The 12,530-nt window shown below is 57.0% G+C and carries 12 protein-coding genes and 1 pseudogene; 2 read left to right on the top strand and 11 right to left on the bottom strand.

Going from position 1 to position 12,530, the window contains the following annotated elements; all coding sequences use genetic code 11:
* Window positions 1–23 precede the first annotated feature (23 nt).
* From adhP to E0L16_RS13585, 7 genes and pseudogenes are all read right to left on the bottom strand, one after another.
* Window positions 24–1,033: pseudogene (gene adhP, locus E0L16_RS13615) on the bottom strand (alcohol dehydrogenase AdhP).
* A 208-nt stretch (window positions 1,034–1,241) separates the two neighbouring features.
* Window positions 1,242–2,951 (bottom strand): ABC-F family ATP-binding cassette domain-containing protein, encoded by a 1,710-nt coding sequence (locus E0L16_RS13610; RefSeq protein ID WP_131637145.1) that lies wholly within the window; start codon window positions 2,949–2,951, stop codon window positions 1,242–1,244.
* 344 nt (window positions 2,952–3,295) lie between these two features.
* A complete protein-coding gene (locus tag E0L16_RS13605) occupies window positions 3,296–4,993 on the bottom strand; it encodes an NAD-dependent malic enzyme (RefSeq protein WP_131637144.1) in 1,698 nt (565 codons plus the stop codon).
* 176 nt (window positions 4,994–5,169) lie between these two features.
* The gene (sra, locus tag E0L16_RS13600; protein ID WP_003857059.1) at window positions 5,170–5,307 is read right to left on the bottom strand and encodes a stationary-phase-induced ribosome-associated protein; all 138 of its coding nucleotides are present in this window, start codon (window positions 5,305–5,307) and stop codon (window positions 5,170–5,172) included.
* A gap of 95 nt (window positions 5,308–5,402) precedes the next feature.
* On the bottom strand, window positions 5,403–5,618 hold the full coding sequence (gene bdm, locus E0L16_RS13595) for a biofilm-dependent modulation protein (RefSeq protein WP_022648192.1): 216 nt from the start codon (window positions 5,616–5,618) through the stop codon (window positions 5,403–5,405).
* A 141-nt stretch (window positions 5,619–5,759) separates the two neighbouring features.
* Window positions 5,760–6,281 (bottom strand): VOC family protein, encoded by a 522-nt coding sequence (locus tag E0L16_RS13590; protein ID WP_131637143.1) that lies wholly within the window; start codon window positions 6,279–6,281, stop codon window positions 5,760–5,762.
* 51 nt (window positions 6,282–6,332) lie between these two features.
* Complete coding sequence (locus tag E0L16_RS13585; RefSeq protein ID WP_112792353.1) at window positions 6,333–7,184, bottom strand: Vmh family MBL fold metallo-hydrolase; 852 nt, start codon at window positions 7,182–7,184, stop codon at window positions 6,333–6,335.
* 111 nt (window positions 7,185–7,295) lie between these two features.
* Here E0L16_RS13585 and E0L16_RS13580 point away from each other — a divergent pair, with 111 nt between their 5' ends.
* Both E0L16_RS13580 and E0L16_RS13575 read left to right on the top strand, forming a co-directional pair.
* Window positions 7,296–8,183, top strand: a complete 888-nt coding sequence (locus E0L16_RS13580; protein WP_233157664.1) for a LysR family transcriptional regulator — start codon at window positions 7,296–7,298, stop codon at window positions 8,181–8,183.
* A 69-nt stretch (window positions 8,184–8,252) separates the two neighbouring features.
* On the top strand, window positions 8,253–8,681 hold the full coding sequence (locus tag E0L16_RS13575) for an OsmC family protein (protein WP_063866672.1): 429 nt from the start codon (window positions 8,253–8,255) through the stop codon (window positions 8,679–8,681).
* Between the two features lie 31 nt (window positions 8,682–8,712).
* Here the strand turns inward: E0L16_RS13575 and E0L16_RS13570 are convergent, their stop codons facing one another.
* The 4 genes from E0L16_RS13570 to E0L16_RS13555 are packed head-to-tail and all read right to left on the bottom strand — an operon-like array spanning window position 8,713 to window position 12,530.
* A complete protein-coding gene (locus E0L16_RS13570; RefSeq protein ID WP_131637142.1) occupies window positions 8,713–9,639 on the bottom strand; it encodes an oligopeptide/dipeptide ABC transporter ATP-binding protein in 927 nt (308 codons plus the stop codon).
* Entirely contained in the window at window positions 9,632–10,618 is a 987-nt protein-coding gene (locus tag E0L16_RS13565) for an ABC transporter ATP-binding protein (protein WP_131637141.1), read from the bottom strand. Before E0L16_RS13565 ends, E0L16_RS13570 begins: the two co-directional genes overlap by 8 nt.
* Complete coding sequence (ddpC, locus tag E0L16_RS13560; protein WP_131637140.1) at window positions 10,615–11,511, bottom strand: D,D-dipeptide ABC transporter permease; 897 nt, start codon at window positions 11,509–11,511, stop codon at window positions 10,615–10,617. The genes E0L16_RS13565 and ddpC overlap by 4 nt, the downstream gene beginning before the upstream one ends.
* Window positions 11,508–12,530 carry an ABC transporter permease gene (locus E0L16_RS13555; protein WP_006810693.1) on the bottom strand — a complete coding sequence of 341 codons (1,023 nt, stop codon included), beginning with the start codon at window positions 12,528–12,530 and terminating at the stop codon, window positions 11,508–11,510. Before E0L16_RS13555 ends, ddpC begins: the two co-directional genes overlap by 4 nt.

Genomic DNA, 12,530 nt, shown 5'->3' with positions numbered 1-12,530 from the left:
AGCCGCCACCCGGCAACCGCTGTTTAAGAACGTAAATCAATCACCATACGGCCACGGATCTGGCCCTGTTCCATCTCTTTGAAGATGGCGTTGATATCTTCCAGCGGGCGCATCGTGACTTTCGGAACCACCTTACCTTCCGCGGCAAACTGGAAGGCTTCAAGCAGATCCTGACGGGTACCCACCAGGGAGCCCACCACCTGAATACCATCCAGCACCAGACGAGGAATATCCAGGCTCATCGCTTCCGGCGGCAGGCCAACGGCCACCACGCGCCCACCGGCGCGAACCGCGTCAACGGCAGAGTTGAAGGCCGCTTTCGCTACCGCCGTCACCACCGCCGCATGGGCGCCGCCGGTTTTCTCCTGAATGACTCTTGCCGCATCTTCATTACGGGAGTTCACGGTTAAGTCTGCGCCCATGCTGGCAGCCAGTTTAAGCTGCTCATCGTTCACATCAATGGCGATGACTTTTGCATTAAAGACGTTTTTCGCGTATTGCAGGGCGAGGTTACCCAATCCGCCCAGACCGTAGATCGCAATCCACTGGCCGGGTTTGATCTCGGACACTTTCACCGCTTTGTAGGTGGTGACCCCGGCGCAGGTGATGCTGCTGGCCGCAGCAGAGTCCAGCCCCTCCGGGACCTTAACCGCGTAATCCGCGGTTACGATGCACTCTTCCGCCATGCCGCCGTCAACGGAGTAACCCGCGTTTTCACGTCGCGACACAGGGTTTCGTTGCCGGTATTACAATATTCACAGTGGCCACAGCCTTCGAAGAACCACGCTACGCTCGCACGATCGCCTACTTTCAGCGAGGTGACGCCCGGACCAATTTCTTTGACGATACCAATCCCTTCGTGGCCGAGGATCACCCCGGTCTTGTCGCCAAAATCGCCATTTTTAACGTGGAGATCGGTATGGCAAACGCCACAGCACTCCATCTTCAGCAGCGCTTCACCATGCTTGAGCGCGCGTAAGGTTTTCTCTGTAACGTTAACCTGATGATCCTGGGTGACAACAGCAGCCTTCATGTGTTTCTCCTTTTCATGATGAGTATCTGCATTGCAGGTGTAATACCCATTAAGGATTAATACTTTGGCGCAGTAATGCAAGGCAGCCGCAACATAATGTCATCATTTAGTGCAGTTTCAGATTAAGAATACGGCGATCCTCTAATAATCAGTAGGGGAAAACACTGACATCAAAAAAGACCCGGCGTAGCGACCGCCGGGTGCAGATTTACAGTTGGGCTTCTATCACCTCAATCTCTTTTCGCCATTGCGCCTGCAACTGCGGTTTTTGATGTTTGGGCTTGCGCGCCAAATCTTCTTCCAGCAGCGTTTCCAGCGCGACCAGGCGTTCGAGCAAATCATCAGACGCAGCAGGTGGCGCGTTTAGCGCTGATATCGACGGCTCGGGGACAACCGGAGCGGTCCCCTCGCGCAGACGATCGAACACCGCCTCCGCATCGTGCCATTCGCTCAGCCTGCCGTCCTCAATCAGCCAGAAACGGTTACAACTCTGGCCGATCAGTTGACGGTCATGGCTTACCAGCAGCACGCCGCCTTCAAACTGTTGCAGGGTAACAGCCAGCGCGTCTTTGCCTTCCATATCCAGATGATTTGTCGGTTCATCCAGCATCAGCAGGCTATAGCGGGCAAGCGTCAGGCCGACGAACAGCAGGCGCGAACGTTCCCCGCCGCTCAGCGTACTGACTTTTTGCCCGTGCCGCGCCCACGGGAAGCCGGCACTGATGAGCGCCATTTTACGGGTCTGCGGATCTGGCGCGAAAGGTTCCAGCGCATCCAGCAACGCCGCATCGTCCGGCAGCTGGTGCAGCGTCTGGTCGTAGTAGCCGATCGAGACGCGCGGATGACGCTTAAGCCTGTCGTCTACAATCTCGTCGCAAAAATGACGCCAGATAAGCTTCATCAGCGACGATTTCCCGCAGCCGTTACGCCCCACAATCGCCACGCGATCCCCACTTTTCAGCCGCGCGCTGTCGAGGGTAAACAGCGCTGGCAAACCCGGCTCCGGAGGCACGCCGAGGTCGGTTATTTCCAGCAGGCGATCGGCCCGCAGCGCGTCCCCGCACAGGGTTAATGTCCACGGGCTTCCCGCCGTCAGTTCTGTCTGGTTTTCTTTCAGCCGTTCGACCTGTTTTTCCATCTGCTTAGCCTTACGGGAGAGATCTTCGTTGTCGTAGACCTTGCCCCAGGTCGCGAGGCGTTTGGCGCTGGCCGTTACGCGGTCGATCTCTTTTTGCTCTGCCTTGTGGCGCTGCGTATCGCTTTCGTCTTTCGCCTCCAGCGCCTGACGGGCGGCAGTGCAGGGAAGGGCGAAGTAGTGCAGTGTTTTATCGCGCAGGATCCAGCTGCCGTTGGTTACCGCGTCCAGCAGCTGTCTGTCGTGAGAGACCAACACAAAGCTGCCGGACCAGCGCTGTAAAAACTGCTCCAGCCACAGCAGGGTCGGCAGGTCGAGGTGGTTGCTCGGTTCGTCCAGTAACAGCAGATCCGGATCGTTTATCAGCGCTCTCGCCAGCAATAAACGCGTATGCTGACCGCCGCTCAGCGTGGCGGATTGCAGCGCCGTTTCCTGCGCCGTAAAGCCCATTTCGGCCAGCAGCGTCTCGGCCTTCCAGCGCAGACTGTCGCGCTCAGCGGTCGGCAGCTGCGCCAGCACTGCATCCAGCATGGTCAGGGGATAAAGGGTCTCCGGCAGATGTTGTTCCACGCGCGCCAGCAGGCAATGTCCCGCCAGTGAAACGGTTCCGGCAGCAGGGGACTGCGTCCCGTCGAGGATCTTCAGCAGCGTACTTTTTCCGCAGCCGTTATCACCCAGCAGGCCAATGCGGTCGCCTTTTTTCAACGTAAAGGAGAGAGAGTCGAAGAGCGTGCTAAACGCTGTATCAACACGTAAAGAATGTGCAGTGAGTAGAGTGCTCATTGTTGCTTACCCAGGAGTTACAGGCATGTTTATGCCTCGTCAAACATCGCTGACGATAACTCAGTAAGCCCGAGAGAAGGGATTTCAGGGGTTGGTGTCTTCGCTCAAGCGGAAGTTATCGCAGCACGATACCGATAACGCTTGAGCCGGTGCGATCACCTAATGTATGTGAAACATTGAAAATTTCACAGTACAGCATAATTGGCCTCCTTATATATTCAGTGGGTTGATGGATGAAGGGAGTGTAGCGGGGGAATGTGGGTTTGGCTAGCGGGAAGTGCCGTATATTCCCTTCACCCTGACCCTCTCCCCTTTAGGGAGAGGGCTGGGGTAAGGGACAATATTTAAATCGAAGTACGACGATAGCTACGGTATTCCGGCATCCAGAAATTATCGTCAATTGCCTGCTGCAACGCATCGGCAGAGGTTTTCACCGCTACGCCTTGCTGCTGCGCCATTTTGCCCACCGCAAAGGCAATGGCACGGGACACCTTATGTATGTCCTTCAGCTCCGGCAGTACCAGTCCTTCACCGTTGTTCACCAGCGGAGAGTGACCCGCCAGCGTTTCGCTCGCGGACATCAGCATTTCGTCGGTGATGCGTGATGCGCCGGAGGCGATGACCCCCAGGCCAATACCCGGGAAGATGTAGGAGTTGTTGCACTGCGCGATGGGGTAAAGTTTGTCCTTCCACACCACCGGATCGAACGGACTGCCGGTCGCGACCAAGGCGTTGCCTTCGGTCCAGGCGATGATGTCCTGCGGCGTTGCTTCCACGCGTGAGGTCGGGTTTGACAGCGGCATCACGATAGGACGTTCGCAGTGCTTGTGCATTTCGCGAATGATCTCTTCCGTAAAGAGGCCAGTCTGCCCGGACACGCCAATCAAAATGTCCGGCTTGACGTTGCGCACCACGTCAAGAAGGGAAAGCACTTCGTTGTCGGTATCCCAGTTTTTCAGGTTCTCGCGCTTCTGCACAAGCTTGGTCTGGAACGGGAGCAGGTTCGGCATGCCGTCGGTCAGCAGGCCAAAGCGGTCCACCATAAAGACGCGGGAACGGGCCAGCTCTTCGCTCAGGCCTTCACGCTGGGTCTGGGCAATAATTTGCTCGGCGATGCCGCAGCCCGCAGAGCCCGCGCCCAGGAAGACAATTTTCTGATAGCTGAGCTGGCTGCCCGCCGCACGGCTCGCGGCAATCAGCGTACCGACGGTCACTGCCGCGGTGCCCTGAATGTCGTCGTTGAACGAGCAGATTTCATCGCGATAACGGTTAAGCAGCGGCATGGCGTTTTTCTGCGCGAAGTCTTCGAACTGCAACAGAACGTCCGGCCAGCGGTGCTTCACGGCCTGAATGAAATCATCAACAAACTGATAGTACTCGTCGTCGGTAATGCGCGGGTGACGCCAGCCCATGTAAAGCGGATCGTTCAGCAGCTGCTGGTTGTTGGTCCCCACGTCCAGCACCACCGGCAGGGTATAGGCCGGGCTGATGCCGCCGCAGGCGGTATAGAGAGAAAGCTTACCGATAGGAATACCCATCCCGCCAATGCCCTGGTCGCCAAGGCCAAGAATACGTTCTCCATCGGTCACCACGATCACTTTGATGTTGTGGTTCGGCACGTTTTGCAGAATGTCGTCCATGTTGTAACGGTTCTGATAGGAGATGAACACGCCGCGGGAACGGCGGTAGATCTCGGAGAAGCGTTCGCACGCCGCGCCGACCGTTGGGGTGTAAATCACCGGCATCATCTCTTCGAGATGGTTCTGCACGAGGCGGTAGAAAAGGGTTTCGTTGGTATCCTGGATATTACGCAGGTAGATGTGTTTATCGATTTCGGTTTTAAAGCCCTGATACTGGATCCAGGCACGTTCTGCCTGTTCTTCAATGGTTTCAACCACTTCAGGCAGCAGACCCAGCAGGTTAAAGCTGCTGCGCTCTTCCATGCTAAAGGCGCTGCCTTTGTTCAGAAGAGGGAACTCCAGTAAAACCGGACCGGCGTAAGGAATATAAAGGGAACGATGTTTTTTCAGTTTGTTGTCCATGTCACTCACTCTTTTTAAGAAGATCCGTCCCTGACACTGCTGTTTGTCATCTTTCTGGCCTGTGCTACGGGGTGCGGTCGGTTGGTATTATAAAGGAGCTGAATATTAATTACCGCAACACATAAACAAAAACACCATCGGGATTACCGATGGTGTTGTGAATATCGTGCCGGAACTTACTTGCCGGAAGGGCGTTTTCTGCCGGTAGCGTGGGTAACCTGCGTTTCGCTACCCTCCTCAATAACCACTTTACGCTTGTTAGAGAGCTTGTAGTTCAGTCCCAAAATGTGGCGTGCCTGACGGTTCGATTTCATATTAACTCCTCAATCCTGTTGATAGTTTTAAGGACAAGCTTGCTTACGCAAACGAAATGTAACCCCTTAGGTTGCAGATCCAGCTTAGCAGGTTTTTATAAAGGTGCGTTGCGCCCGCTAACCACATAGTTGATGGTTTGCTGGTAGATGTCACTGAGGATGTCATTGTCCGTGGCTTCCACCCACTTGGTCAGTTCCATCAAAATGTCATCTTCAGTAACAACACCGTGCTCGGCGTGAAGACCTTGTGCGATCGCGTTAACAAGTTCCGGTTGTGCTGCTGTGGTATGTGCCGGGTAATAAGTAAACATGCTGCCTCCGTGTCGTTGTCTGTTTAATGTTACGGCGTGCAAAATCGTAATTCACATTCAGAGTGACAAATATTTTCGTCGTTGTGGCTCAGATTCGTCCTGGAAATAAAAATATCACATGCCGTAGCACAGAAATAAATTTTAGGGCTTCCAGCGGCGTAAATTCGTCGTTTTTTCATAAGGCATGGGGGTCGGCCAGGAGATCAATTCCACAACGCTGCCCCAGGGGGTTTGACCATAGCAAAAAGCATTGCCTTCACCTTGCTCATCCGTAAAGCTAAGCGGCTTCGGCGCGGTAAACATCTCGCCGCCGGCGGCGGTGAAAGCCGCGATGGCACTATCAAAATCATCAACATAAATAGCAAAATGCTGAAGCCCAAAATCGCTGGCGCGGGCGGGCATACCCTGCTCAGGTCCGTGCATTTCGAAGAGTTCAATGCCGGGTCCGTGAGGCATGGCGAGCATGCGGATGGCGTGAATTTTAGTGCCGGGAAATAATTTTAAGGTGTGTTGCTGAGCGGACTGGTCAATATTATCGGTTTCAGCATCGACAGAATGATATAAAACCTTCGCACCGAAAGCGTGCTCAAAAAATAGGGTGGCTTTTTCAATGTCGGGCACGGTAATACCGATATGGTCGATGCCCCTTACTGGCGATTGCATATAAAACTCCTGCTATAAAAAATTTAAATATAGCAGGAGATAATCAGACTATTACCACTTCATTTCGCCGGTATTCACTTTGGCGCTCAGTTCCAGAGAACTTTCTTCCGCAAGGTTCGGCCACTGTTTTTTCATCGCGTTGATGACGCCGGTTGATTCTTTATGCGTCGTGAGGGCCAGTTCAAAACGCTGTAGATAGTTGCGGGTAAAGTCAATCGCGCCGGTTCCCGCGGGCGGTGTTCCCAGATAGTGGCCTGGAATCACGCGATCGGGCTTACGGGCGGCCATATTATCCAGGGTCTGCTGCCACTGTTTGCGGCTATCTGGCGTTTGGGTATCCGCCGTCCAGACGTGAATGCCCCAGGCGACGCCCGTGCCGCCGAGGATGGTTTTCGCGGAGGGGATCCAGACGTACGCCGCATAGCTTTCAGGCTCTTCAATGCTCACTCTCTCACCGTCAATCATAAAGGTGGTTGAGGCAAGCACCTGCGGTACGTAAAGCTGCGTGGGCGCGCCGTCTTTCATCTGCGGCCCCCAGAAGGCGAGCTTGGCGTCTTTAGTGGCGTTGATATGATCCACCACCTGCTGCGTGGCGACAACCTTGGCGTTCGGGAAGGCTTTCACCAGCGGTTGCAGACCGAAATAGAAATCCGGATCGCCGGAGGTGATCACAATTTTGTTCAGCGTTTTACCGCTGTGGCGAATTTTTTCCACCAGCGCTTCGCTATCTTTCACGCTGAACTGCGCGTCAAACAGCACTGCCTCTTTCGGCCCAGATACCAGGGTGGATGAGACGGCAAAAATCCCTTTTTCTTGCGGGTTGTACGTATCAATGGTTAACGGCGCGGCAAACGCGGCCGGAGTAACAAGGGTGGTCAGCAAAGCAAGGCGGGCGATGGTCATGGTCAACTCTCTTTTTATCAGGAAAGTCTCTATTGTACGGATCTCTGCATTTGCCAGAATTCCTGAAACAGGAGATGCTTAGTTTCATAAATCGAGCAAATGGAGGTCAGAATGGATCGCGTAATTGCCGCCCAGGTGTACAACCGTATCTGTGAGCTGGGTAGTTTAAGCGCGGCGGCGCGGGCGCTGGGGATCTCTCGCCCGATGGTGAGCCGCTATCTGGAGCAGATGGAGAAGTGGGCCGGTGCGCGGCTGGTGAACCGTTCCACCCGCAAGCTGACGCTAACGGCGGCGGGAGAGAAAGTGCTGCAAAAGACCCGTACGCTGTCGCAAATATCTCAGGAAATTGAAGATCAGTCCGTGAAGGATTTGCCCTCAGGCACCCTGCGCGTCGCCTGCGCGCATTTTACCGCAACCCAGCTGATCGCTCCGGTTTTGCCGGATCTGTTGCAGCGTTACCCTCAGCTGCGCATCGAACTGGATGTCAATAACCATCCGGTGAGCCTGGTGGGAGAGCGAATTGACGTGGCGATACGCATCACCGATAGCCCCGAGCCCGGCATGATCGCCCGCAGGCTGGGAGAGTGCCGGTCCGTGCTTTGCGCCTCGCCGCAGTATCTTGCCAGCCGGGGCGTTCCTGAACAGCTTGAAGATTTAGCCCGGCACAACTGCCTGCATTACAGCTTCTTCGCGGGGCAATCATGGCGTTTTTTGACGCCCGAAGGCGAAGCGATCGCAACGGCGGTGAGCGGCAATCTGAGCGCCAGTATCTCGTCTCTGCTGATGGAGGCAGCGATAAACCACTGCGGTATTGCCATGCTGCCCGAACGCGAGGCCAGCGCGGCGCTCAGAGAGGGCAGCCTGGTGCCGGTACTTAACGCCTTCACGCCAAAACCGATCGGCATATTTGGCATTTATCAGTCGCGTGACTATCAGCCTGCGGCGCAGCGCGTGTTTCTCGACGCGCTGGCAAACCACCTCGCTGCGCCTTCGGACTAGTCTGTGTTCCCTGCAAAACGGGTGAGGCGTCCTATACTTAACCCTTTGTAAGCCAAAAGGAGAGCAAGAATGACGATTCATAAGCACGGTTCAGCACACTGGTCAGGCGACATTAAGCGCGGCAAAGGGACGGTATCAACCGAAAGCGGCGTCCTTAACCAGCAACCTTACGGCTTTAACACCCGCTTTGAGGGCGAGAAGGGAACCAACCCGGAAGAGCTGATTGGCGCAGCGCACGCAGCGTGTTTCTCCATGGCCCTGTCGCTGATGCTGGGTGAAGCGGGCTACACCGCTGACTCCATCGATACCACGGCGGACGTCTCGCTGGATAAAACCGACGGGGGTTTTGCCATCAGCAAGGTCGCGCTGCAAAGCAAGGTGACGGTACCGGGTATCGATCCTCAGCAGTTCGACGGCATTATCCAGAAAGCGAAGGCGGGCTGTCCGGTCTCGCAGCTGCTGAAAGCGGAAATTACGCTGGACTATAAGCTGAACTGATTACAGGCCGGGCAGATGCCCGGCTTATTTTTTAACGGTTACGCCAGCAGCGCACGCTTCGGTTTCCGGAAGAGGATTGAAGTTGTTGCGGCTGTTCACATCCCTGCGTTGCCAGTGGGCAACGGTCTCGGAAATAGCATCCGATCGGCAGGTGCCGGTTTCCGGGCAGGTCGGTTTTTCGCAGCGCCAGCGCGTCGTCAAGCGGCTGGCCGGTGCGGGGAACGGAGTCAAGCAGCAGCTGCGTATACGGATGACGCGGCTGGCCCAGCACCTGGTCCGCCGTGCCCAGCTCAACAATCTGCCCCAGATACATCACCGCCACGCGATCGCTCATGTGCCGGACCACCGAGACGTTGTGAGAGATCAGCACGTAGGTGAGATTTCGCTGCTGTTGCAGGGCAACCAGCAAATTGAGGATCTGCGCCTGGACGGAAATATCCAGCGCGCTGGTAGGTTCATCCAGCACGATGATGTCCGGATCGGAGGAGAGCGCCCGGGCAATGGCGATTCGCTGACGCTGTCCGCCCGAAAACGCATGCGGCAGACGGTCAAGGTATTCAGCACGAATGCCTACCTGCTTCGCCAGGGATTCGGCCAGCTGACGTCGCTCCCGCTCGCTGCGGCGTTGCTGTATCCACACCGGCTCGGTGATGATGCGCCAGACGGGTAAACGCGGATCGAGGGATGAGAGCGGATCCTGAAATACCATCTGCATACCGCCCGCCGCGTTCGCGCGCTGACAGGCGCCGGTGCTCGGTTTGAGCATACCCATCAGCAGCTGCGCCAGCGTACTCTTTCCACAGCCGGATTCCCCCACAATGCCCAGCGTTTCGCCGCGATGGATCTGGAGATCCATGCCGTTCAGAGCGTGCACCTGTTCCGTCACGCGCCCTAGCCAGTTTTTTCGCGCGGGAAAATTCACGTGCACGTCGTCCAGTTCCAGCAATACCTCAGACATGGCGTGTCTCCTGTTGTGGATACCAGCAGGCTGCCTGCTGGCCTTCTGCGCCCGTGGAGTGTAAGCGCGGCGTTTCACCGCATTTCGCACCGGCCGCAAAACAGCGCTCGCGAAAGGCACATCCGCGCGGCAGGTGGCTGAGATTAGGCACCGTGCCGGGAATGGCCGGGAGGATCTCACGCGGTTCGCCATTTTCCGGCGCGCACCGCAGCAGGCCAATCGAATAGGGATGCACAGGATGGTAAATCAAGGTCTGCGTGCTGCCGCTTTCGATTACGCTGCCCGCGTACATGACGTACACCCGGTCACAAAGCTGCGACACTACCGCCATATCGTGACTGATAAACAGCACCGACGTTCCGCTGGCGCGCGCTTTATGTTTCAACAGCCGCAGCACCTGGAGCTGGACGGTCACATCCAGCGCGGTGGTGGGTTCATCGGCAATGATCAGCTCCGGCTCGCAGGAGAAGGCAAGGGCGATCATCACTCGCTGGCGCATGCCGCCGGAAAGCTCAAACGGATAGCGATCCATCACCTGCGCCGCGTCCGGAATTTGCATCTCGCCAAGCAGGGAGATCGCCTTCTGCTGCGCTTCACGCCGTGAAAGCGGCTGATGCTGGCGGATCACCTCCACCATCTGCTTGCCGATCCGCCGCGTGGGATTGAGCGCCGTCATCGGCTCCTGAAAAATCATCGCCACCTTTGCGCCGCGCCACTGGCGAAGCTGTTTTTCTGACGCGTTCAGCACATCTTCCCCGAGCAGCGTGACCCGCCCATGGTGAACATGGTAACTGCCTTCCGGCAGCAGGCGCATCGCCAGCATCGCGGTGACCGATTTTCCCGAGCCGGATTCGCCCACTACGCCAACAATTTCACCCCGTCCAATCTCCAGCGAGACGTGGTTGAGCGCATGTACATCGCCGCGAAAAATGGGGAAGCTCAGGTGTAAATCTTCAATCGATAATACGGAATCACTCATGACTGCTTCCCTCCTGATTTGGGATCCAGCAGGTCGCGAAGACCATCGCCAAACAGATTAAACCCGACTGCCGTAATCAAAATGGCCGCCCCGGGAAACGCGCAGTACCACCACTGGTCAAGCACGTAGTTACGTCCCACGGCCACCATCGCGCCCCATTCGGCGGTGGGCTGCTGCGCGCCTAACCCAATAAAGCCCAGCGTGGCGGCCATCAGAATAGCGCTACCGATATCCAGCGACGCCTGAACGATCAGCGGCGGCAGGGCGTTACGCAGGATATGCCAGCGAATCAGGTGCCAGCGCGATGCGCCAAAGGTACGGGCGGCCTGCACATAGGTAAACTGGCGCACGACCAGCGTCTGACCACGGGCCAGCCGTACGTAAAACGGAATGCGGACAATCGCAATCGCCAGCATCGCGTTAAACAGGCTTGGGCCGAGCGCGGCGGCCAGCGCCATGGTCAGCACCAGCGAGGGGATTGAGAGCATAATGTCCATGATGCGCATGATGATGGCGTCGCCGCGCCCACCGAGTACGCCGGACAAGCAGCCGAGCAGCGAGCCAATGCCGCCCGCAATCACCACCACCGCCAGCCCCGCCGTGATGGACTGCTGGCTGCCCACCAGCACCCGGCTGAACAGATCCCGGCCCACCTCATCGGTGCCGAACCAGTGCTGGAGTGACGGCGCCTGCAAACGCGCGGTGAGATCCAGCGCGTTCGGATCGTGCGGCACTATCCACGGCGAAACCACCATCATCAGCAGCATCAGGATCATAATGACCCCGCCGATCAGCGTGAGCGGGCTTTTGCGTAGCATCCAGAACAGCTTCGCCCAGTGGATGCGCTGTTTAGCGGTGCTAACAGGGACAGGCGTTTCCTGAGTTAACATCATTCGGCACCTCCGCGCCCGATTCGCGGGTCGATCCACAGATACAGTAGATCCACCACCAGATTGACGAAGACGTAGGCCAGCGACACCACGACCGCGAAGCCCATGACGGCAGGGAAGTCCAGCGCCTGAATGGAGGTCACGACCCAGGCGCCCATTCCCGGCCAGGCAAACACGGTTTCGGTGAGGACGGCCCCGTACAGCAGATCGCCCAGCGCCAGCCCGAGCACGGTAATGGAGGGGATCATGGCGTTGGGTAAGGCATAGCGCAGCACAATGTACCAGCCCGGCAGCCCGCTCGCCCGAGCGGTACGAATATAATCCTCGCTCAGCTGCTCCAGCATGGCGGAGCGCACCTGACGCGCCACAATTCCCAGATGCACAAAGGCCAGGGTCAGGGACGGCAAAATCAGGTGCTGAAGCGCGTTGAAGAACACTTCACCGTTGCCTTCCAGCAGGGCGTCCAGCAGGTAAAAGCCGGTCACGTGGGCAGGGGGATCGAGCCAGTCGTCCAGCCTGCCGCCTCCGGGCAGAATTTGCAGCTGCCCGTAGAACAGCACGATGACCCCCAGACCCAGCCAGAAGGCAGGGGTCGAGATGCCCGTCATCGCCATCAGCCGCACCAGGTGATCCAGCCAGCGGTTACGGTACACCGCCGATAAAATTCCCAGCGGTACGCCAATCACCAGCGCCAGCAGCAGGGAGCAGAAGGCCAGTTCCAGCGTGGCGGGGAAAAAGGCTTTCAAATCTTCCGCAACGGGACGACCGGTGCGAATGGACGTGCCCAAATCACCGTGAGCCAGCGCCTCAACATAGCGGCCAAACTGAATATAAAGCGGCTGGTCCAGGCCCAGCTGCTGGCGGATGCCCTGCACAATGTCATCGCTCGCGCGGTCACCGGCCAGCAGGCGGGCCGGATCGCCGGGGATCAGGTGTGAAATAATAAAGGTAATAATACAGACACCGGCTACGACGAGGATTAACCCCCAGCAGCGCTGGCGCACGATGCTCCAGAACGTCAT

The sequence above is a fragment of the Enterobacter quasihormaechei genome, from assembly GCF_004331385.1.
GTDB lineage: Bacteria > Pseudomonadota > Gammaproteobacteria > Enterobacterales > Enterobacteriaceae > Enterobacter > Enterobacter quasihormaechei.
The sequence above is the reverse complement of the archived record's forward strand: the minus strand, read 5'-3'. Positions and strand labels throughout refer to the sequence as shown.

Excerpts from the sequence above, each read along its gene's own strand:
- E0L16_RS13590 (WP_131637143.1), bottom strand. The coding sequence starts at position 6,281 with ATGCAATCGCCAGTAAGGGGCATCGACCATATCGGTATTACCGTGCCC.
- E0L16_RS13605 (WP_131637144.1), bottom strand. The coding sequence starts at position 4,993 with ATGGACAACAAACTGAAAAAACATCGTTCCCTTTATATTCCTTACGCC.
- E0L16_RS13570 (WP_131637142.1), bottom strand. The coding sequence starts at position 9,639 with ATGTCTGAGGTATTGCTGGAACTGGACGACGTGCACGTGAATTTTCCC.
- E0L16_RS13610 (WP_131637145.1), bottom strand. The coding sequence starts at position 2,951 with ATGAGCACTCTACTCACTGCACATTCTTTACGTGTTGATACAGCGTTT.
- E0L16_RS13565 (WP_131637141.1), bottom strand. The coding sequence starts at position 10,618 with ATGAGTGATTCCGTATTATCGATTGAAGATTTACACCTGAGCTTCCCC.
- sra (WP_003857059.1), bottom strand. The coding sequence starts at position 5,307 with ATGAAATCGAACCGTCAGGCACGCCACATTTTGGGACTGAACTACAAG.
- E0L16_RS13575 (WP_063866672.1), top strand. The coding sequence starts at position 8,253 with ATGACGATTCATAAGCACGGTTCAGCACACTGGTCAGGCGACATTAAG.
- E0L16_RS13555 (WP_006810693.1), bottom strand. The coding sequence starts at position 12,530 with ATGACGTTCTGGAGCATCGTGCGCCAGCGCTGCTGGGGGTTAATCCTC.
- E0L16_RS13585 (WP_112792353.1), bottom strand. The coding sequence starts at position 7,184 with ATGACCATCGCCCGCCTTGCTTTGCTGACCACCCTTGTTACTCCGGCC.
- E0L16_RS13580 (WP_233157664.1), top strand. The coding sequence starts at position 7,296 with ATGGATCGCGTAATTGCCGCCCAGGTGTACAACCGTATCTGTGAGCTG.
- bdm (WP_022648192.1), bottom strand. The coding sequence starts at position 5,618 with ATGTTTACTTATTACCCGGCACATACCACAGCAGCACAACCGGAACTT.
- ddpC (WP_131637140.1), bottom strand. The coding sequence starts at position 11,511 with ATGATGTTAACTCAGGAAACGCCTGTCCCTGTTAGCACCGCTAAACAG.